The organism is Pseudoalteromonas sp. McH1-42, assembly GCF_022347845.1.
Taxonomy (GTDB): Bacteria; Pseudomonadota; Gammaproteobacteria; order Enterobacterales; family Alteromonadaceae; genus Pseudoalteromonas; species Pseudoalteromonas rubra_D.
In genome coordinates, this window is the sequence record NZ_JAKRFU010000016.1 from 60,491 (window position 1) to 81,537 (window position 21,047).

Sequence of the window (21,047 nt, forward strand, 5' to 3'; positions counted from 1 at the left end):
CTGTTAAATAATCACGCTTCGTCTGGTTTAAAGGCTAACAGGTCGCCGGGCTGACAGTCTAAATATCGACAGATCTGTGCCAGTGTTTCAAAGCGTACCCCCTTCACCTTACCGCGTTTGAGCAAAGACAAATTTGCTTCGGTGATCCCTATGGCTTTGGCCAGTTCTTTGGATGACACTTTGCGCATTGCCATCACCACATCTAAGTTCACAACAATCTCCATAGCTTAAATGAACTCCTTGTTTTCATCTTCGATTTCTTTTGCTGCTTTAAGCAGGTAGGCCACCACAGCGAAGAGTCCGAGCGTCGTGAGCTCACCAAAAGGGATTTTCAGCACCACCTGATTTGAGTGGTAGAGCGTGTGATACCAGTAATCCAGAAAAAAATTCAGGCCACACGAATAGAGGACCAATGCAATTTTTGTCCAGATAAATCCCTGATAGCAGGTGTAGCAGTGGTTATGAAAAAACTGTCCGCCACTAAAGAGTTTTAATAGCCTGATTATCCAGTACACACTGAGTAGCATCCCAGCCAGCAAGGGGAGAGTGAGACTAAACAACATGCCGTGACTGACTTGCCCACTTTCCCACAATAAATTGAATGACTCGCTTTCGATATACCGTACCTGACCATTGATGATCAGGTGATAAATAAGAAACGAAAATACCAAGCCACTGATACCCAACACCACAGCGCGGAAGGTGCCGCACCAGCGCTGAATTTTGTCTGTCGATTTGACCATAAAGATCCCATGTTTCTATGTTGTTCTTGATAAGAATCATATCACACAGAAACTAATTTCTGAAAAAAGAAAATAAATTATCGTTTTACAATAATAAAAAACCGTGTAATGATATTTCCAACAAAGAGAAGGAGTGACATGATGAAAAATAAAAGCACAGTAACCAGATTAGCGTTGAGTGTTGCACTGAGTACCGTACTGGGTACTACGGCTGTGTTGTCAGGCTGTACGCTGAGCGACAAGCAGCCAGTGAGTGAGGCAGAGTCGGTTCAGCATGTTTCGGCATTTGTGGATGTGGAGAGTTTATTCAGCACCAGTGAGAAAAAGTCGATTGCGATGTCAAAGGATGGCCAGTGGATCGCATTTCTGAAAATGCACAACGGTGCACATAATCTATTTGTGGTGGCTGTCGATAAGCCTGATGCGAAACCTGAACCTGTGACTAACCTCATCGATTCGGTTGACAGTTTTATCTGGTCCGCCAATCGCAACGAGATCTTGTTTTCTAAGGATCATCAGGGCAATGAAAATAGCCAGATTTATAAAATGGCGCTGAACAGCACAGATCTGACTGCCAGCACTATGACGAGACTCACGCATAATGATGAGGTCGATTACATGCTGTTGGGACAGTCTGAGCAGGATGCTAATATTTTGGCTGTCGCCGCCAATCACGTAACACCTGAGCGCATTGATTACTTTCACCTGACGGTGGATAAGGGCGAACTGACACAAACTCAGACTAACAGCGTGAGTCTGTTTGAGACACAGCTGAATAAATCGGGTCAGGTGGCACTGGGTTTGGCGCTCAACGCTGATAATTCCAGAAGCATGTACACATTCACAGACGGGCGTTGGCTCAAGGTGATGACCACTGAACCGGGAGAGATCCTGGAGATCATCAGCTTTGATGAGCAAACCAATACCGCTTTTATTGCAGGCAGCATTGAAGGACGCGATAAACAGGAACTGATTAAAGTGGATTTAGCGACTAAGTCGACAGAGACGGTTCACCTTGACCCCCAGCAAAGCTCTGATCTGCACCACGTTGTGTTCGATGAGCAAGGGCAACCACTGATAGTATCTTATTATGGCGGTAAGCTGCGCAATTACCCACTGACCGATAGTGCGGCTAAAGCGTTACAACAAATACAGAGCCGTTTTTCACAAGATATTGAATTAAAAGTAGATAAAATAAACCATAAGGAAGATCAGTGGTTACTGACGGTGTCTTTTGCTGACCGCCCGGATCAAAAATATGCGTATTATCCGACTCAGGATAAGCTGACAGGTCTGTTGAATGAGGCTCCAGGGTTTGATCCTGAGTTGCTGGGAGATCGAAAGTCTATTACTTATACGGCATCAGATGGTGTTGAAATCCAGGCATATCTGACTTTACCTAAGAACTTGAAGAAAAATCTCCCTACCATAGTGTTGCCACATGGCGGTCCCTGGGCGCGAGATCAGTGGGGCTACAGCAGCGGTTATTTTGTCCCTGTGGCGCATTATTTTGCTAACCGCGGCTATGCCGTGTTGCAACCTAACTTCCGTGGTTCATTGGGATTCGGTAAGCACTTTATTCAGCTGGGCGAAAAAAACTGGGGCACAGGTACTATGCAGCATGACTTAACGGATGGCGTAAATTACCTGATAGAGCAGGGCATTGCTGATAAACAGCGCGTGGGTATTATGGGAGCTTCCTACGGCGGGTATGCCGCACTCGCTGGTGCGACATTTACACCAGACGTATACAAAGCCGTGATTTCTTATGTTGGTCCATCCAGCCTGGTGACTTTGATGGAGTCTTTCCCGGCACATTACCGCCCTTATCTCGGGACCTGGTATGTCTCAGTCGGAGATCCTGAGATTGCAAAAGACAGAGCTGATATGGAATCACGCTCACCGATTAACTTTGTTGACCAAATCAAAGCGCCTTTGATGCTGGTACAGGGGGCTAATGACCCGCGTGTGACACAGGTTGAGTCGGATAATATTGCCAGAGCGCTGGCCGCCAAAAATCACCCCCTCGAATATATTCTGGCCAAAGACGAAGGGCATGGGTTTATGAAGCAAAACAATAAACTGGCCTCTATCGTGGCAATGGAGCGCTTTTTTGCTAAACACTTGGGTGGCGGCACCTCTAACACGGTTAATCCAGACATCAGCGCACATTTGGATACTTTGCGTGTCGATGTCAATCAGTTATAACACCGGTTAAACATGCTTTATTAAACTAAAGCAGGGCGATGATACCATCGCCCTGCTTTTTGTGTTTGTGTCAGTACTGAGGCATCAGAAGGAGATAGGGTCTTCAGACATAACGGATAGCAGAAATGGTGTATAGCCCATGATGCCGATGAGCATAAGGAGTGTGAGTACACATAAGGTGACACTGGTTGCTAACTTTACCTGTGCATTGCGATTTTGCTGTGCATAGAAGTAGAGTTTGGCTGTCAGTAGCGGGATTAAAAAGCAGCCAAAGGTCCACATAGGGAAGAAGGGGTCGCCAAATGCGGGATTAAGATCCAGGGTGGTACCGGTGACCAGATAGCTGAACACGCCCACTCTCAGGAACCACTGCGCATTTGACACAAGAAACAAGTAGATAGCCCATTTTCTGTGGCTCGCGATGTCTTTTTTAATTGCGCTGCGTACCGTTAAATAAGAGAACAGTAGGATCAAAGAACCATTGATGCTGGTGCCAATATCGCCAAGTTCTATCGGGCTGGCGTCTCTGAACCACACCAGGTAATACCCTGAGAAAGCCAACAGAATGACGGTAAGCAGATAGACGTAGCCATTGATTTTGTGGAAAGTGGGGAAGCGGTTGCGCATCTTAGGAATAAGTTGAAATACGCCACCGAACGCGACGATGCCTGCGCCGATTGTGTGCGCTGCAAATGCCAGGTTACCGGCAAAATCTCCCACATGATAAGGGGTTGCACCCATAACCTCCCAGCGGTTCCAGATTTCCATGTTGTCATTGATCACAGAAAATCCGTAGAACTTAATGATGTAGTAAAAGAAAAACCATTGCCCGAGTAACACAGAAATAAACCAGAATATGGCAGTGTAACTGAGCGTCTTGCCAGCAGTGCGCGTTGATATACCTTTGTTCGATGTGGTTGCGCTTGCTTCTTGAATTGCTTCCGACCCGGAAGTCGTATTAAGTGTTTTGTCCATTGTGACGGCCTCGTAACTGTGAATATGCTTTCAAGTGTGCCGTGAAGAGGATGTTCAGTCGTTCGAATGGGCCTGCTCATACCAAATTGTTTGCATTAGATAAAAATAAGCCTTCTTATCAATTGGTTGTGGTTTTCATGGGTGGATGTGTCGGGTGGCTTTTCGCTTTTGAGTTACTTTTTATATGCAGATTATGGTGTGCCCTAGTGGCGATAAAAAACCTATTGGTTGACCCTACTATATTAGAGTAACCAATAGGTTAATGGCGCTTATGTCAGCAATTTAGTTTTACAGCATGCGCTGAGGCGATACTAAAAACTGCGATAGGTTTCATGCCATAAATTATTAATGAACCTCAATTTAATGCTTCCGCCCACAGGTGGCGTGACGTTTGAGTGACCTTTTAGTCTGAGGTTTCCATTTGCATGCTCAAGCGTAGTATTTGTATTGACGAAAAATAGCTCAACCTCTTTGTCGGGTGCATTTGCTCCTGTTAGGTTTGAAACTAGTACTCCGCGCTCATTGTTGACGGTATACAGTGTACTGGCTGTAACGTCGGGGGCTGTGCTTTCGGGCAGTATTAATCTGGAGACTCGGTTTCCAAAATCAACATGTGGCATGATATCACCCGTCCAATAGCCACCATTGTTGCCCCATGCATTATCCGCAAACTGTGGATGAATAATATGGATGGATGGCGTATTTATTGTTTGATCAGATGTTGTGCTTAAACGATATTGATGCTTGTTGCCAGATATAAATGGTTTTAAAACATGAAGTGACCTGGGGCGTAAGATGTTGATTGCATATCTTGAAGGCCAACTTATGTTGCATTCAACATTGATCTGGCTACCACAGGAATCAAGTTTGATACCATCCCTGCCGGAGTTTTTTGAAGTAACATGAGCATTAATGTCGTTGCATGACCGCCACTCAAAACCATCTAAGCCTGCCTCGTCGCATATATCGCTATGGTTTTTAATCGTGTCGCATAAATTGTAGGAATAGCCATAGTGCAGGCTTTTCTTCACTCTGTTATTTTGTGTGATCACATTAAACGATTTGAGGCTACTTGCCGCGGTAAATTTAATCCCGGCAACTGCCGGACTTTGTTCCGTATAGCCAACGCCTGCGTGTTCAATGGTGTTGTTCTCGATAACAAAGTAATCGTTATCGAAGTGTGTGTCTGTTTCGATGGCAATTGCATCAAAGCGCGTCTGACCGATTCTATTGCCGGAGATAATACCGTTGTGTACATTTCCCTGCGCAGTTATGCCTTTAAAGACAGAGTGTGGCACTGTCATACCAACGCAAGAAAAATTGACGACGTTAGTAAACCCAATCGCATTCTCTGCTCCGACTCCTGAGCTTGTGTTACTTGCAATGGCACCACCGCCACAAATGTGGCAGTTTTCAATTGGGGCATGGGCTTCGCCAGCGAACCCAATGACATGTCCATCAGCACCCGTGCCATTGTGTAATGAGTGCAGTAATGCGCCATTTTCAACAATCAAAGTGATATTGCTACGTCTTATGGTTACACCACCATGATTTGGCCAGTTAGCATCGATACGGTACTTCGCAGTACCCACGCTGGGTATGAGTATGGTGCCCCCCGATTCTGGTAACGCGCTGGCTGCGGCGAGAATAGCATGACGATTCGCCAAAGCACTTTCTTCCTGATTGTCACCCTTCGCACCAAAGCATAGAATATTGGCAACACCATTGAGCTGTAACTCTGCGAATTTATTGTTTGTACAATTGTGATACTTACCCTTATCTTCGTTTTGCTGACTGCCTTGCCGGATAAGGTAATAGGCATGACCACCGTCACCGGCCTGGTAGTATCCTTTTGTAAAAACAGTGTCTCCGGCTTTGAGCGCAGCGCTTGCTCTCATCTCTGCGGTATTATCAAAGGAGAGTACATGCGCAGAAACGTCCGTTGTTTGCGCTGATGCGCTTTTAGAAAGCGTTGCCAGTCCGGCACTGCCTAAGGCCATGCCTGCTAAGCCGAATAGTTGCCTTCTGCTAATCTGGGGATTTCCTTTTTCACTCATATTACTTCTCAGTTTCGTTGTTATTAGATTTTAATTACCATTAATGCGACTTAATTGTGATAGTGACAATTAAGTCGCACCTGTACAGAGGTCGTGATATTTACTCTGTGCAGGTGGAGCTTGCTTTTTATTACTCTCTAACTACATAGGCCCGACTAAGCAGAGCAAATATGCTGCTCTTAGGACACTCAGGCTGGTCTGGCTGGTACCACCTGAATGACAAGATAAAAAGAAAGTCAGCTCTCATATTACAGGCCTAGGTGTTTCTAAGACATAGATTCAGCACCATGAGAGGAGGCGCTTGATTTGGCTTTTTTTCCGTTGAGTAGAATGCCTATCCAGGTATGCCTGACCAATAGCTGGTAACTAACCAAGCCAATTACTAGGGTGGCGGTCACGGAAATGATGAGCTTAAGCAACAATGGCAGCGTGGTATTGCTTAGTGGAAACTGGATGTACATCAGTACCGGTACATGGATGAGGTAAATCCAGTATGACGCGTCGGACATATACTTGTTCAGCTGACTGTATTGATTGAGCCATTTATATCCGGCGAGAAAGGCAACACCGGTCCAGCTAACGATGGCAACCGATTGTGCCAGCACGGCGTAGAGATTGATGTGCTCAGGTGTCATGTCTCCGGTATTCGCTGCCCGTATGATGGTCTCTATGGAGGGGGGAGGGTCCATCAGGTAAAAGTAAGGCAGTAATGACACACAAGCCAGTATCAGTAAAGGCGTAAAGTATCTGGCGTATTGTTCTACCCGGGTATGATGATGATAGAGCCCGGCACCGATCAAAAACAGGATGCCATAAAATCCGAAGGACCAGAGTTGCGGATACAGCTTATCGGGTGCCGGGAATGGCACCAGCTGTTGGTGCATGGCAAACGTGAGCAATAGCGGCAAAGCCACCCCTAAAAACAGGGGGCGGACGACAAAGGCGAGTATAGATTGATAGACCTGAGTATATTTTTGTAATAACCAGATAATGCAGCAGAACTGGGTCAGGTTCCACAGAAACCACAAGTGCATGGTGGAGATGAGCGGTTCTTCGACGGACTGAAAAATGGTAAACAGGCCCGGCTTTTCATGAACTATCTCTGCGCCCCAGTCAAGTGCATGAATTAGTACCAGCATGGTCAGCGGAAAAAATATCACAAAGGGCAAAAAAACGCGTTTGAGGCGATTGCTGATAAAGGCATTACCACCACGTTTACTGATCAGCAATGCGGCGCAAAACCCTGCGATGGCAAAAAACAGCGGCATTCTGAATAGGTGTGACCAGATGGCAAAGTATTCGAAGGCGACATGGTTACTGGGATCGGCGGTAAACCAGATATTGGAAAAGTAGGGGCCATAGGCCAGCGCTGCATGGAACACCACGCCCAACAAAAGTGCCAGGCTGCGCAAGTTATCTATGTAGTGAAAACGAGGGGAAGTGTGCATAACGTTTATCCTTAAAGCTGCGACTGTGAACAGATTAGCATCAAACAGCCTGGGAGAATACTGATCTAGGGACACCGCGTGGCATAAAAAATATGCGCCAGGATGTTTCAAAATTGTCCGGATAGCTAAACTGGCATTTAGGCACCGTTGTGCTTGCAAGATTGAAGTGTGCAGTGTCAGCACAGTCACCTGTTTCGTACTAAAGTTTAGGGGTCCGTTCGTAAAATTGAGATACCTGAATATGCAACAACCTAAGCTGCAGCCATCCATCAACGGCTGCGATAGCTGTTTGATGTCATTGTGCCTAATTCTGGAGGGCCCCCTCGCATGACCGGTTATTTTATTCAGGCTTTTATTTATCTGGCTGCAGCGGTGGTGATGGTGCCACTGGCAAAACGCCTGGGGCTTGGCTCCGTATTGGGTTACCTGATAGCGGGTGTGCTGATTGGCCCTGTGGCAGGTATCGTCGGTAAAGAAACGGTGACAATACAGCATTTTGCTGAGTTCGGCGTGGTGATGATGTTGTTTTTGGTGGGGCTGGAGTTACACCCTCAGATGCTTTGGAAAATGCGTCACAGACTGCTTGGGCTCGGCGGCTTGCAGGTGATTGCAAGTGCTCTTTTGCTTGCTTTCATAGCCTGGCTACTGGGTCAGCCACTTTCCATTGCGGTGGCAATTGGTCTGGTCTTTTCTTTGTCGTCGACAGCCATTGTGCTGCAAACATTGAATGAGAAAGGTCTGACGAAAACCGAGGGCGGGCAAAATGCGTTTTCTGTGTTACTGATGCAGGACATCGCTGTGATACCGATACTGGCATTTATCCCTGTTTTGGCCTTACCTGAGTTAATGAGTGCAGCGCAAGCGCTGCAAACCACAGCGGAACATCATGAAACATTGAGTCTGGTTGCAGGTTTGCCGACCTGGGCCTACGCGGGGGCTATTTTTGCCAGTATCGCCGGTGTGGTTGTGATAGGTCATTATCTGAGTCGTCCCTTGTTCCATTATGTTGCTAACTCCGGGTTACGGGAAATCTTTGTCGCAACCGCGTTGTTACTTGTGATTGGCATCGCGACTTTGATGAGTCTGGTTGGGCTGTCTCCGGCACTGGGGACTTTTCTGGCCGGCGTGGTGCTGGCGAACAGCGAATTCCGTCATGAGCTTGAATCAAATATAGAGCCTTTTAAAGGTCTGTTGCTGGGGCTGTTTTTCATTACGGTGGGGGCAGGGATCAATTTTGCCATACTCTCTGAGCACTTACTTTTGATCCTGAGCCTGACGCTGACCGTGATGCTGGTAAAAGCCGCAGTACTGTGGGGGCTCGCTATGGTGTTTAAAATCCACAATAGCGATCGCTGGTTGTTTGCGCTGAGTTTGTCTCAGGCCGGAGAATTTGGCTTTGTGCTGTTAAGCTACGCACTGCAAAACCATGTCATCCCACCCGAAACAGTGAGCTTGCTGCAGCTGGTTGTGGCGCTGTCTATGTTTCTGACACCGACCTTATTTATTCTCTACGACAAAGTGATTTTACCCCGATATCAACATACGACCAATCAGCAGGGGTATGATGAGATTGATGAACACGGGCAGGTGATCATCGCGGGCATTGGTCGTTTTGGGCAAATTGTTAATCGTTTACTCATCGCCAATGGCGTTCACACGGTGGTGATGGACCTGGATGCAACTCAGGTGGAGTCAATGCGCCGCATTCAGGTCAAGGCTTACTTTGGCGATGCCACACGGCCTGAATTGCTGCATACCGCGGGCATTGAGCAAGCTGCCTTATTGGTTGTTGCCATTGACGACAGAGAAAATGCGAAGGCACTGGTGCAGGCGGTCAAGCATAGCCACCCTGGAGTGACAGTGCTGGCCAGAGCATTTGACCGAGGCCATCACTACGAATTGAAACATGCCGGCGCGGATGTGATTGTCAGTGAAACGTACCATTCGGCGCTCGACCTGGGGGCACAGGCGCTTACCTGTCTGGGCTTTGCGTCAGAGGCTGCGGTGCAGAAAAAACAGGCCTTCTGGGAAACCGAGCAGGCCGCATCAGAGCGGCTCTACGATACCTGGCAACATGGTAGTGATGGCCAGCAATACGACCATGATTTTCGTAAGCTCTTCATCCAGACTGAGGAGGCAATCAAAACAGCCATGCAAGCTGGGCACACCAGTGGACAGAGCAGCGATGACGTCACTAAACAGGGCTAATGAGGATCACCGTATCAATGCTGGTGCAGACAGTGACAGACCTGATATGCTACACGCTTTTAGCGACAACTGAGTACGAAACATGATTGACGATAAAGAATTGATCAGCACACTGGACGAATTGGAAGCGTTTTTACAGCTGGTGGAAAGTGGTGGGTTAGGTCTGAATAACGCAGCAGGTGTTGCGTTGGCGACGAATAATAGTAATGGCCGGCCATTTGTTGCTGTGCTGGATGATAATCATCAGTTGATCCTGGGTCGCTGGGTGACGCAAGAGGTGTTTGATAATGGTAAGGACCTTGTCCGTCAGGGGCCTAAGAAAGCGCACTAATCGTGTGCTGAACAGATGTATCGGGTCATTTTGATTTGTATACATCTGCCACCCTCTGGGCCCACAGTGGGAAACCCCTACACCGGCCAATGCTTTATGCGGATTGGTATAATAAAAAACAAAACTACAATAAAAACAGGAAAGTCAGATGCAGGTTCCTTGTGAAGAGCTAGCCAAAGTTGAACATCGGCTCAATAAACAAAATGCGCTGGGTGCAGCGATTGCTGGTGGATTGTGGGTGTTTCCCATTTTATTTGCCTGGTTTGGTGCTTTTACATTAAACGCAGACTTAGGTCCCTTGATGCTGACCGTCAGTGGTGTGCTGGTCGGCTTAGTGATCCGGTTTCACGGTCGTGGCTATCAGAAAGTATTTGGTGTTATCGCTTTTGTACTGCATACCTGGTTGGTTTTTCTGGCCCTGGCATTGGAACTAATCGTCAGTAACGATACCTGGCTGATGGTATTGGGTATTTTATATGTCACTGGTGTTTGGTCCAGTGTGTACCTGGCGCGTAAAAAGGTACCATTTTCTGAGCACCGGGCCTTTTTTGAGCTCGCGGAAAAACAGCAGCATGCAAGTCGGAAAAAGCTGAAAAACCGTTGGTTCATTGTGTTACCCGTTTTACTGATCACCTCGCTGGCCACTGGCCTGATGGCAATATATGGTGTCACGACAGCAGAGCAGTTATTGATTGCACAGGAGCTAGACGAACAGCAACAACAGCGAGCACTGCGCGCTCAGAAAAACGAAATTGACGTCACACCTCAGGGTCTTAAAGCCCTCTCAACCAGACAAGCGTTGCATTATGCCTACGCCTATTTTAGCGGCTATCGGATAGATGAATATGGCAGAAATAAGGGCCAGTTTGTGCACTCTGAGTTCAAAGCGAAAACCATCCTGAGCCATTTGATGGAGCAAAGGGCTGAACCCCGTGCTTTGTTCATTCTCGGCATCATCAACGGGGGGAGTCAGGGAAGTCAGCAAATTGAGCAGGCGGCAGAGCTTGGTGATGACTATGCTAAGCTGTTTAAAACCATTGAGTTTGGTTGTCGCTATGATAAAAACCAGGCATTGATGCTAATTAACGGCTTGGCTCAGCTGACCGATGAGTCTCCCATCAGCGCAGAAATTGACAGCATTCGCAGCTACGGTTTTGAGCCCGTTTGCGCTGATCTTAATACGGGCAAATTTGAATACAGTTTTATTCGTGAGTATCAACCGAACAGCCGCTAAGATAAGCGGCTGTCTTCCAGATTGAAAAAGGCAACCTGATCGGTCAGCACCCGGGCCTGACTCTCCATGGTTTTGCCCGATTTTGACGTGGTTTCGACCAGGGAGACATTTTGTTGAGTAATGCCATCCATTTGTGCAATGGTAGAGCATACCGCGGCGATACCAGATGCTTGCTCTTTACTGGCATCGTCAATGTTCGAGACCATGTCACTGACTTGCGCAATTGACTGAGTCAACTCATCGAAAGTCGTGCCAGAATCATAAACCAGCTTGCTGCCTTCGGTGACGGCGTCAACACTGTTCTTGATGAGCGCTTTAATTTCTTTGGCTGCGCTGGCACTGCGTTGTGCCAGATTACGCACTTCACTGGCAACCACGGCAAACCCTCTGCCAGCTTCGCCCGCTCTGGCGGCCTCAACCGAGGCATTGAGTGCCAGCAGGTTAGTTTGAAAGGCAATTTCATCAATCACGCCAACGATGTCGGAGATTTTTCGGCTATAGCTTTCAATATTACCAACCGCATTGATGGCATCTTCAATGGTTTGTTTACCACTGAGTGCTTTTTCACGGACAACGGCAGCCCGTTCCGACGCTGTGGTTGCGCTGATCGCATTATTTTTCACCGTCGCTGTAAGTTGCTCCATTGTGGCGGCGGTTTCTTCCAAACTGGCTGCCTGACTTTCTACCCGGCTATTGAGCTCTTCATTATTGGAGGCGATTTGTCGGGCGATATCAAACACCTGAGCGGCCCCGTTATTGATGGTCTGCACCAGCTCGCTGAGCTTGTCGAACAGACCATTCATTGCCTGCGTCAGCACTGAGAAGTCTTCTCCCAGTTCAGCGGTGATCCGGTGGGTTAAATCGCCTTGCTCAAGTGCAAAAATGGCGTTTTTGATATGCTGCACAGCCTGTTTTTGTGCCGTGATATCAGTGGCATATTTCACCACTTTCACGGGACGACCGTGTTGATCCAGAATGGGGTTATAGGTTGCCTGGATCCAGATTTCCTGGCCATTTTTGGCTATTCGCATATACTGCCCTGAGTCAAACTCACCGCGATTGAGCTGCGCCCAGAATTGTTGATATTCGTTGCTTTGCGCCTGCTCCTGGGTGGCAAACATGCGGTGATGCTGGCCTTTTACTTCGTCTAGTGTGTAGCCCATGGTTGCTAAAAACTGGTCATTGGCCCACAGAATGGTGCCGTCCATTTCAAACTCAATGACCGCCTGAGATTTATGAATGGCCTGTACTTGCCCCTCCAGATCCGCTGTGACTTGCTTCTGATGGGTAATATCCATGGCGTATTTAACCACTTTCAGCGGCTTGCCCTCATCATCACGAATCAGGTTATAAGTTGCACTGATCCAGATAGGCTTGGCATGTTTGCCCAGTCGAAAAAATTCACCAGAATGGAAATGGCCATTCTTCAGATCTTGCCAAAACTGCTGATATTCCTCACTTTGAGCATACTTGGGCTCAACAAACAGCCTGTGGTGCTGGCCGATGATTTCCTCTTTGCTATAACCCATGGCACTCAAAAAGTTGTCGTTGGCGTCTAAAATGGTCCCGTCTAAATTGAATTGTATCACCGCCTGAGAGCGATTGATTGCTTCTATCTGCCCCTGTGCTTCAAAAGCTTTTAGTTTGTCTGCGGTAATGTCAGAGGCGAACTTCATGATTTTCCAGAGTCGGCCATTCTCGTCATACAAGGGGGTATAGTGCGCCTGGATCCAGACCGCTGCTCCGCGTTTGTTGACTCGTTTAAACTCTCCTGACTGAAGCTCGCCTCGACCCAGAGCCCGCCAGAATGCCGCATATGCATCGCTGGCTGCGTCTTTTGCGCTGACAAACAGGCGGTGGTGCTGACCCTGGATCTCTTCAAGCTGATAACCCATTACATCAAGAAAATTTTGATTGGCCGTTACTATCGTGCCATCGAGGGTAAACTCAATGACTGCCTGGGCGTTGCGGATCCCATCAATCTGACTATTGAGATTGATTATTGTATGTTTTTGCTTTGAGATATCGCTGGCTAACAATAGGACTTTCGTCGTGCGTTGGTGTGGATCCGGCACCGGAACCAGCTTGGCATGCAGCCAGGCAAATGTTTGTTCCGAGGTTTGCCATTTAAGGTCACACTCAATTGTCTGGCCTTCACAAAGGGCTTCCCAGCAAGTGGCATTGAGCTGTTCATTGACCACAAATTGCTGATAGTGTTGATTAATCAACTGCTGTCTTGTGGCATCCACAAGGGATAAGAAGTGCTCGTTGGCATGCAATACCGTGCCTCGCAGGTCCAGCTCTGCCCAGGATTGTGCGTTTGTTAACGCCTGTGTGGCTGAAGTGGCGTCCACCAAAGGCTGATACTGCGCTGTTACATCCTGGATCACAGCAAAGCTGTGTGACTCATCCAGCGGGCACAATTGTACTGAGACGTGAAACTCTGTGCCCTCGACATTGTGCATGGTGCAGATCTGCGCGCTGCTATGTTGACGTTTTTGCAGTGCATTATGTAACGTCTGGTAGTCGCTGTGACGATTGCACAGTGCTGACAATGTCTTGGGTGGGGCGCTGCTCGAAAAAGCCAGTGCGGTATTAAAAGCCTCGCTAGTGGCGAGAATATTACCGTGCCGGTCGAGCTTTAGCCAAGGTAATGTTTGCGGTAGGGTGATTTGTGGTTCTGTTGTTTTTGTTCTTGAAAAGCCGAAGAGCGCCATATCACATCCTGGTATGTAGTGGATTATCTATACACACTATAGACAAGGAATAACAGCGCACCCAAGTTTGTGCGTGAGATAAGGTTTTATACGGAGCAGCCCATCAACAGGCTGCGCCATACGTAGCAAGATCAGGCGTCGCTTTCGTTAACCAGAATCACTTTACGATGAGGGAAGGGGATCTCTATATTGGCTTCATCGAGGGCTTTTTTCACTTGCTCAGGTACGGAATAAAGCACATCAAAATAATGTGCGCCGTCGCAAAACGGCCTGACTAAAAAGTCCACTGAGCTGTTATTGAGTGACTCCACTTCTACAAATGGGGCCGGATCTGACAAAATATGGGGGTGCGCCTGCAAAACGGATTGGATCACAGCCTTGGCCTCATCTGTGTTTTCATTGTAAGCAACGCCAAAACGCATATCGACACCGCGAATTGCATGATGTGAGTGGTTAACGATTTTACTGCCCCAGATATGACTGTTGGGGATCACGATTTGTTGGTTGTCGAAGGTTTGCAATATGGTCGTAAACATATCAATTTCAGTCACTTTGCCAAATTGTCCTGCTGTGTCGATAAAGTCGTTGACTTTGTAGGGGCGGAAAATTAACAGCATGACGCCCGCCGCGAGGTTGGATAGGGTGCCTTGCAGTGCCAGGCCTACCGCAAGCCCGGCGGCACCGAGCAAAGCAATGATCGAGGCGGTTTGTACACCAAATCGATTGAGCACAGCGATGCCGACAAAGGCCAACACTGTGTACTTGGCAACACTGCCAAAAAATTTAAACAAAGTATCATCGAGCTTGTCATAGCGATTCGCCACAGAGACAACCGCTTTATAAGCTTTGCCCGCCAGCCAGATGCCAATGATCAGTATTAGTAATGCCAGTACCAGGTTGGTTGCCCAGTCAACGGCGACAGGTAAATATTGATTGATATCGATTTTTTCTAAGAAGCTTTCCATACACCTACCTCGGTAAAATAATTGAGAGAGTCACAGAGCGTTTGCAATCATGCGTTTAAAAGCTAGTTGCAGACACGAGATAGTTCAACCTGAAGAGGGTGATCTTGCCAAGATAGTGCGGTAAGCGAATACGGGTGGTCCACAGACCACCGCGTTGAATGTTATCAGAGGAGCCCCTGAGCGATTCCGGCCAACATAAAGGTGACGACCAGCCAGACAATGTGTAACTTGAGGTGTTTTAACAGGTAAAAGCCGACCAGGACCAGGGCAATATCCTGTGCTGAATGCACTGCACTGGTAAAGACGGGTTGATAAAGCGCAGCCACCAGTAATCCAACCACAGCGGCATTGACACCACTCAGCGCGCCTGCCACTGCGGGTCGATTGGCGAGCAGTTGCCAGTTCTTGAGCACGCCCAGTAACAACAAAAAGCCAGGCAAAAACACGGCTAAAGTCGCCACCAGTGCGCCTGTGACAGGGTTTGTTGGCATCAATGCGTAGCCAAGATAAGTGGCAAACGTAAACATTGGACCGGGCACCGCCTGAGCTGCAGCATATCCAGTCAAAAAGGCATCCTGACTGAGGGTGTCGCCGACAATGTTTTGCAGCAGCGGCAGCACCACATGACCGCCGCCAAACACCAGACTGCCAGCCTGATAAAAGTCATTAAACAGGGCCGCTGAGGGACTCAGATGGGCGACAAATGGTAGACCAATAAATAAGCCCGCAAACACCATCAAAGGCAGCCAGCTTGCTTTGAAAGTGGCACTGGGATGCGCCTTTTGGGTATTGCCGCGCAGGTAAAAGACGCCAATCAGGGCTGCCAGCAGCAGCACCGCCATTTGTGTAAAGATACCCGGGAGTAACAGCAGGGCGATGGCCGTAATAACGCACACACTGACCGTGAGGGTGTTTTTACAAAAGTTCTTATACATTCCCCAGGCAGCGTCGGCAACAACCACAATGGCAAGCAGCTTAAGCCCGTGCACCAGGTTTTGAAACACACTGGTGTCGGTCACCTGGCTGGCCATGAGCGCCAGCAGCACCATGATAATGACTGACGGAAGCGTAAAGCCGATGAAGGCCGCGCAGGCACCACTTAGTCCACCGCGTTTGTAGCCCAGAGCGAATCCGACCTGGCTTGATCCGGGGCCGGGCAAAAACTGACTCAGCGCAACCAGCTGAGCATAATCGGCGTCATCCAGCCACTTGCGTTTTTCCACAAAGGTTTGGCGGAAGTAACCTATGTGTGCTGCCGGACCACCAAAGCTTATCCAGCCGAGTAAAAAGAAGGTCTTAAAAATAGCAAACATAATAATGCGCGCTCTGTTATCACAATTGCCGCTAGAGTAAAAAATGACGTAGAATGATTCAAATTAATAGTTTTGATTGTAACTATGAATAATATGGGATTGGGCTGTGAGCTTTAGTGATGTGCCATGGCGACAGGTAGACTTAAACTTACTGGTTGCCTTCGCTTATTTATACCGCTGCCGCAGTGTCAGTATGGCGGCTGAGCAGGGTTGTGTCAGCCAGTCAGCGATGAGCCATGCTCTGGCACGGCTCAGACGTCTTCTGGATGACGAGTTGTTTGAGCGTAAAGGGCATACCATGGAGCCGACAGAGTACGCGCATCAGATAGCGCCTTTAATTGAGCAGCTGCTGGATACGGTGTCGGATGGCTTGCTGCACAAAAAACACTTTGTTCCGGAGCAGTATGAAGGCGTATGTCGCATCGGTCTGACGGATTATGCAGAGCTGAATTTTGCGCCTGTGATATACGACCGTATTCGCACCGCCGCGCCTCATGCACAAGTAAGTTTTGTAAACGTGAATCGTAGTAACTACATGACACTGACCGAACAGGAAAAATTGGATCTGGTCATTGGCAGTATCACTGAACCAGATCAGGCATTTAGCAGTCAGGTTCTGTACACCGAGCGTCACGTTTGTCTGGTGGATCCGGCTGTATTTACCACAGAGCTACCCATGTGCATGACTACTTTTGCACAGACGGAGCATGCCCTGGTGAGTCCGGATGGCCGTTTAACAACTCAGGTCGATCAGTTGCTTGCCATGGCTGGCCTGACACGCCGGGTGACGGTCGCCAGTCGCAACTTCCTGACCATACAGCGCTTGCTCAGCCAACGACGCTTGGTGGCCATTGTACCGCGAAAAATGGCTCAGTTGGCGTGTGAGGATGCCGGGCTGACATACTTTGAGCCGCCGCTGCGTGTGCCGGATTTTGATATTGCAATGTTGTGGTTGAGTAAGCGAACGGGTGATGACAAAAATGCCTGGCTCAGAGCGCTGGTACAGACAGTATTAACTGCACCAGATGATCTGATAGAGCCTTAATGAAGGCTATCAATCGTTGCTATTTCAGTTCGGACTGGGCCCTGGCAAGTTGCCAATAAATGCTCGCTGAACAACCCAGCCGCCACGACAATCTCCGAGGCTTTACTTTGAATGTCACGCAATTGCGTCGACAATTGCTCAACCCTGGTGGCTGATATTGACGTACCAGCTTTACAACTGCGTAGTACTGAGAGACTAATTTTATTGATGTCGCTGGCCTGCTCCAGCACTTTGGAGAGCGCCTTCAGAGCTGGCGTGCTGCTGAGCAAAGACGCAAGCAGTTGATAGTCTGCTTGCCAGGCTATTAGCGTCTCGGTGATGTGTTGCAATGCGTTGCTGTCGCCCTGTCTGAATTGTGTGAGTTGTTGATAGAGCCGGATCAGAGCCGGGCTTTCTACCGGCAGAAAGTCAACTAAGTGTGTTAATGGTGCGTTTTGGTGATACAAGCCTTGCTGATACTTAATATGATGACGTGTGTAGTAGCTGGCTGGTTCAAGCTGCTCCGCAAAGCGCATCAGCAAAGCCAGGTTGTGAGGACTATCGTGTTTGGCCAGTAGTCTTTTGAGCCCCTGTCTGAACTGCTTTTGATGATGCAGGCCGATGGCATCGGCAAAGTCAGAGATGGACAACAATCTGTGGTACATGTTTTCGGAGTCGGTGTGCAGACGTGGAGACCATAGGCGCTCTGCGATAGCAAACAGACGTGGCCAGCTGCGCACATCCAGGTTGTGTTCGGTAACCAGTTCACTCCAGAGGGTTGCTTCTCCACCCAGAATATTACCTTGTGCCTGGGCGCTCATAGCGCTCTGGAAAGGCATATTGGTAAAGTCTGCTTGGGTAAAGTGTGTATCTAACTTTCCCGTTACCGGATAGACAGCGTTGCCGATCAGGATCCGACCAGATAATCCTGATCTCGGGTTCAGTGTGAGTTCCGCACGGGTTGGACCCATCCAGCTATCGATGGTGGCGTTGAGTCGTGATAAGCCCGCTCCGGGCGGGACTAGCCGGCTATCCAGACGGGCTTGTTTAAAGGGACGATCATTGAGTTGTAGGTATACATGACTCAGTGTTTGCTGAGAGGACACCAGCACCAGTTTGCCACGCACGGCACTGCCTTTGAGTCTGGGCATGATGAAGTCCCAGGCCTGAATGACTTCGTTGTCGTTGAGCGGGTGTGTTGTGTGCAGATCGGTATCAAACGGCTCATTGCGATAGTGGTAAGCAGTCGGCTGAGGCTGATCGATGTAAAATCCGGCGGATAACAACGCCGGATACCCTTGTGCGGCAATCTGGCTTAGGCTCGCTTTGCCACGCCAGGACTGGATCATTACATCTTTGTTCAGGGCGGGATGAAATATTTCGTCCCAGCCCATCATTTTTTTGTTATGCCGGCGTAAGATAGCCTGCACTTTGGTGTTGAAATGCGCTTGCAGGTCGGCGGAAGTGTTGAGTTTATGTGTGCGCATATACGCCTGGACCCGCTTGCTGTCTTGCCACTGTTTTGGGTGTACTTCATCGCCGCCAATATGCAAGTAGGGGTCCGGGAAGAGTTCAGCCAGCTCTGCAACGATTGCATCAATGAAGACATACACCTCAGGCTTGCTGGGGTCTAACAAAGGCTCAAATATACCCCAGCCATCTTCCATCTGATAGGGCTTCACCTGTGTCATCAGTTCAGGATAGGCAACCGCAATGGCAGAGGCGTGACCGGGGACATCAAACTCTGGCACCACACGGATCCCAAGGTTGCTGGCGTACTCAACGATGTGTTTGATTTCGGCCTGCGTATAGTACTGGCCATCGGACGCGAGTTGATGCAACTTTGGATAAGCTGCTGAGGCATATCTCCAGCCCTGATCATCAGTCAGGTGCCAGTGAAATACATTCAACTTGGCGGCAGCCATGCCGCGTAGCTGCCGTTCAATCGCCGGAATAGAAAGAAAATGGCGGACGCTGTCGAGCAGCAGTCCACGCCAGGGAAAACGGGGGCTATCGTCTATTTGTAGCAGGGCCAGCTCGCGGCTGTCACGGGCAAAATAGAGTAACTGACTGAGGGTTGCCAGTGCCTGCAGCGCGCCAAAATCAGAGGCGGCACTGATATCAATACCTGTGTGGTTGATACGCAATTGATAGTCTTCATTCTGGTTGAGCTGGGGATATTGACTGGTACCGGTTTGCGGAGTTTGCACAGTGACATTGATGGGGAGTGCTGATCCAGAGGTGACAGACATAACCTGGTAGCCAAAATCAGAGAACTGTTGTTGATAGTAAGTCTTTACAAAGGTACTGCGCTGCGAAGACAGACCGGTGAGCGACAATACCAGCGGACGATCTATCGTAAGCGATTGTCCTGACTGTACCAGTGAAGTGGGCACAGGCATCAAAATGGTTGCATGGTCTTTCGCTCTGGCGATCTCGGCAGATAGCATGAGCAGGCTTAATATAACCCCACACAGCAAAGTCTTGAGTCGAACTATCATAGCGATCATTTCCCTGAAATACCGAACAAAAAGAGGTCTATAAAATCGTGTTTATGGGAACAGTGCAAATGAGAGATTTTCAATCAGGCGGGTAAATGCTCAGATCCAGACTGTAATCCTGCGTAATGTTTTTACGGGTGAACTCAGATTAATATCTGCGAAACGAACAACAGAGCCTGCTATCAAACGATAGCCATGGCACACAGTGAGGTGTGAGATGTGTACCCGAGTATTTAATAATGGTCAGCGTGACTATCTGGCGACGGCCCGTAATATGGATTGGATGTATCCACTCCCAACCAGCTTTTTTGCGTTTGATAAGGGGCTGAGTAAAACCGGTCTGGCGGAATCAGATGGCTGTATGGATGAGGCGCTCAAATGGTGCTCAGCGTATAGCAGCATCGTAGCCATGGTAGGGGATGAACGCAGTGGCTGGGCCGCGTCTGATGGCCTGAACTCAATGGGGTTAGTGGCGAATGTACTGTATGACTCTGGTGCCAGCTATGGTCAGGCATCCTTCCGTGCGCACAAAAAGCAGTTGAGTGTGTTGCGGTGGGTGCAGTATGTGCTGGATAACTTTGTTTTTGTAAAAGAGGTTGTGAAGGCGTTTAGCAAACAGGATATCCTGCTGGTGGGCGCTGCGGTTCCCAACAGCGATGGTAAACCGGCGCAATTACACCTGTCTGTGTCAGATGTCACCGGCAATTCAGCCATTATTGAAGTGGTAGACGGAGAGTTTATTTGTTATGAAAGCAGTGCTTATCAGATAATGACCAATGAGCCGAGCTTTGATAAGCAGTTAAAAATAAATGATTACTGGGCCTGGCAATGGTCCGCGGAAAACAGCAACCCAAGCCACACCATCCCGGGGGGCGCTTTTTCAACGGATCGATTTGAACGCGCAACGTTTTATCTGCACCATATGGACGAGCCCACTAACATTGATGACGCACTGGCTCAGGCCAGAACTGTGGCTGCAAATGCGTCTGTACCGCTGGGTTACAACTTTACGGTCAGTGACAGCCCCAATATCTCTAATACGCTTTGGTCTACTTATGCCAGTCACAGTGAACCGGCTTACTATTTCAGTAATGCCCGGACGCTGAATGTTGTCTGGTTTGATCTGGCGAATGCCGACTTCGAAGCCCCGGTACAAAAACTGGACCTAATCACAGTGTCAAAAAGTGGGGCGGTTGAAAATCATCATTTTGATGGCAAGATTAACGCGCTCATGACTGCGGCAATTGATCCTTACCTGAATCTGGAGCGCCATAGCGACGTGTCCCTTGAGGTCATCTGTTAACCTGGTTCCGCCAGGCGTGA

15 protein-coding genes are annotated in these 21,047 nt (G+C 48.6%); 6 read left to right on the top strand and 9 right to left on the bottom strand.

Translation table 11 applies throughout. From position 1 onward, the window contains the following. Positions 1-11 precede the first annotated feature (11 nt). Together MHN31_RS15240 and MHN31_RS15245 are read right to left on the bottom strand one after the other, a co-directional pair. Entirely contained in the window at positions 12-224 is a 213-nt protein-coding gene (locus tag MHN31_RS15240; RefSeq protein WP_010384149.1) for a helix-turn-helix transcriptional regulator, read from the bottom strand. Between the two features lie 3 nt (positions 225-227). Beyond that, complete coding sequence (locus MHN31_RS15245) at positions 228-743, bottom strand: hypothetical protein (RefSeq protein ID WP_125562909.1); 516 nt, start codon at positions 741-743, stop codon at positions 228-230. Positions 744-881: 138 nt separating this feature from the next. Between MHN31_RS15245 and MHN31_RS15250 the strand changes: the two genes are divergently transcribed. Continuing rightward, the gene (locus tag MHN31_RS15250) at positions 882-2,951 is read left to right on the top strand and encodes a S9 family peptidase (RefSeq protein ID WP_239444641.1); all 2,070 of its coding nucleotides are present in this window, start codon (positions 882-884) and stop codon (positions 2,949-2,951) included. An 84-nt stretch (positions 2,952-3,035) separates the two neighbouring features. On the opposite strand, the gene MHN31_RS15255 is transcribed toward MHN31_RS15250, so the two are convergent. The 3 genes from MHN31_RS15255 to MHN31_RS15265 all read right to left on the bottom strand — a co-directional run bounded on the left by MHN31_RS15255 (position 3,036) and on the right by MHN31_RS15265 (position 7,431). Next, complete coding sequence (locus MHN31_RS15255) at positions 3,036-3,926, bottom strand: DUF2306 domain-containing protein (protein ID WP_239444642.1); 891 nt, start codon at positions 3,924-3,926, stop codon at positions 3,036-3,038. Between the two features lie 311 nt (positions 3,927-4,237). Next, the gene (locus MHN31_RS15260) at positions 4,238-5,983 is read right to left on the bottom strand and encodes a hypothetical protein (RefSeq protein WP_239444643.1); all 1,746 of its coding nucleotides are present in this window, start codon (positions 5,981-5,983) and stop codon (positions 4,238-4,240) included. Between the two features lie 266 nt (positions 5,984-6,249). Then, positions 6,250-7,431: an acyltransferase family protein gene (locus MHN31_RS15265; RefSeq protein WP_239444644.1), complete on the bottom strand. Its 1,182-nt coding sequence runs from the start codon at positions 7,429-7,431 to the stop codon at positions 6,250-6,252. Between the two features lie 327 nt (positions 7,432-7,758). Between MHN31_RS15265 and MHN31_RS15270 the strand changes: the two genes are divergently transcribed. The 3 genes from MHN31_RS15270 to MHN31_RS15280 all read left to right on the top strand — a co-directional run bounded on the left by MHN31_RS15270 (position 7,759) and on the right by MHN31_RS15280 (position 11,204). Continuing rightward, positions 7,759-9,639, top strand: a complete 1,881-nt coding sequence (locus MHN31_RS15270; RefSeq protein WP_239444645.1) for a monovalent cation:proton antiporter-2 (CPA2) family protein — start codon at positions 7,759-7,761, stop codon at positions 9,637-9,639. 82 nt (positions 9,640-9,721) lie between these two features. Beyond that, entirely contained in the window at positions 9,722-9,970 is a 249-nt protein-coding gene (locus MHN31_RS15275) for a hypothetical protein (RefSeq protein ID WP_010384156.1), read from the top strand. 148 nt (positions 9,971-10,118) lie between these two features. Then, positions 10,119-11,204: a hypothetical protein gene (locus MHN31_RS15280; RefSeq protein WP_138538565.1), complete on the top strand. Its 1,086-nt coding sequence runs from the start codon at positions 10,119-10,121 to the stop codon at positions 11,202-11,204. Here MHN31_RS15280 and MHN31_RS15285 read toward each other — a convergent pair. From MHN31_RS15285 to chrA, 3 genes are all read right to left on the bottom strand, one after another. Next, positions 11,201-13,921, bottom strand: coding sequence for a methyl-accepting chemotaxis protein (locus MHN31_RS15285; protein WP_239444646.1), 2,721 nt, complete (start codon positions 13,919-13,921; stop codon positions 11,201-11,203). The genes MHN31_RS15280 and MHN31_RS15285 overlap by 4 nt on opposite strands. Before the next feature lie 131 nt (positions 13,922-14,052). Then, positions 14,053-14,886, bottom strand: a complete 834-nt coding sequence (locus tag MHN31_RS15290; protein WP_239444647.1) for a mechanosensitive ion channel family protein — start codon at positions 14,884-14,886, stop codon at positions 14,053-14,055. Positions 14,887-15,050: 164 nt separating this feature from the next. Next, positions 15,051-16,199 carry a chromate efflux transporter gene (gene chrA / locus MHN31_RS15295; RefSeq protein WP_239444648.1) on the bottom strand — a complete coding sequence of 383 codons (1,149 nt, stop codon included), beginning with the start codon at positions 16,197-16,199 and terminating at the stop codon, positions 15,051-15,053. A 106-nt stretch (positions 16,200-16,305) separates the two neighbouring features. Between chrA and MHN31_RS15300 the strand changes: the two genes are divergently transcribed. Continuing rightward, the gene (locus MHN31_RS15300; RefSeq protein WP_239444649.1) at positions 16,306-17,244 is read left to right on the top strand and encodes a LysR family transcriptional regulator; all 939 of its coding nucleotides are present in this window, start codon (positions 16,306-16,308) and stop codon (positions 17,242-17,244) included. On the opposite strand, the gene MHN31_RS15305 is transcribed toward MHN31_RS15300, so the two are convergent. Beyond that, a complete protein-coding gene (locus tag MHN31_RS15305) occupies positions 17,241-19,724 on the bottom strand; it encodes a family 20 glycosylhydrolase (protein ID WP_239444650.1) in 2,484 nt (827 codons plus the stop codon). The genes MHN31_RS15300 and MHN31_RS15305 overlap by 4 nt on opposite strands. A 217-nt stretch (positions 19,725-19,941) precedes the next feature. On the opposite strand from MHN31_RS15305, the gene MHN31_RS15310 reads away from it, so the two are divergent. Beyond that, the gene (locus tag MHN31_RS15310) at positions 19,942-21,027 is read left to right on the top strand and encodes a linear amide C-N hydrolase (protein ID WP_138538571.1); all 1,086 of its coding nucleotides are present in this window, start codon (positions 19,942-19,944) and stop codon (positions 21,025-21,027) included. Positions 21,028-21,047 lie beyond the last annotated feature (20 nt).

Excerpts from the sequence above, each read along its gene's own strand:
- MHN31_RS15240 (WP_010384149.1), bottom strand. The coding sequence starts at position 224 with ATGGAGATTGTTGTGAACTTAGATGTGGTGATGGCAATGCGCAAAGTG.
- MHN31_RS15245 (WP_125562909.1), bottom strand. The coding sequence starts at position 743 with ATGGTCAAATCGACAGACAAAATTCAGCGCTGGTGCGGCACCTTCCGC.
- MHN31_RS15250 (WP_239444641.1), top strand. The coding sequence starts at position 882 with ATGATGAAAAATAAAAGCACAGTAACCAGATTAGCGTTGAGTGTTGCA.
- MHN31_RS15255 (WP_239444642.1), bottom strand. The coding sequence starts at position 3,926 with ATGGACAAAACACTTAATACGACTTCCGGGTCGGAAGCAATTCAAGAA.
- MHN31_RS15260 (WP_239444643.1), bottom strand. The coding sequence starts at position 5,983 with ATGAGTGAAAAAGGAAATCCCCAGATTAGCAGAAGGCAACTATTCGGC.
- MHN31_RS15265 (WP_239444644.1), bottom strand. The coding sequence starts at position 7,431 with ATGCACACTTCCCCTCGTTTTCACTACATAGATAACTTGCGCAGCCTG.
- MHN31_RS15270 (WP_239444645.1), top strand. The coding sequence starts at position 7,759 with ATGACCGGTTATTTTATTCAGGCTTTTATTTATCTGGCTGCAGCGGTG.
- MHN31_RS15275 (WP_010384156.1), top strand. The coding sequence starts at position 9,722 with ATGATTGACGATAAAGAATTGATCAGCACACTGGACGAATTGGAAGCG.
- MHN31_RS15280 (WP_138538565.1), top strand. The coding sequence starts at position 10,119 with ATGCAGGTTCCTTGTGAAGAGCTAGCCAAAGTTGAACATCGGCTCAAT.
- MHN31_RS15285 (WP_239444646.1), bottom strand. The coding sequence starts at position 13,921 with ATGGCGCTCTTCGGCTTTTCAAGAACAAAAACAACAGAACCACAAATC.
- MHN31_RS15290 (WP_239444647.1), bottom strand. The coding sequence starts at position 14,886 with ATGGAAAGCTTCTTAGAAAAAATCGATATCAATCAATATTTACCTGTC.
- chrA (WP_239444648.1), bottom strand. The coding sequence starts at position 16,199 with ATGTTTGCTATTTTTAAGACCTTCTTTTTACTCGGCTGGATAAGCTTT.
- MHN31_RS15305 (WP_239444650.1), bottom strand. The coding sequence starts at position 19,724 with ATGATAGTTCGACTCAAGACTTTGCTGTGTGGGGTTATATTAAGCCTG.
- MHN31_RS15310 (WP_138538571.1), top strand. The coding sequence starts at position 19,942 with ATGTGTACCCGAGTATTTAATAATGGTCAGCGTGACTATCTGGCGACG.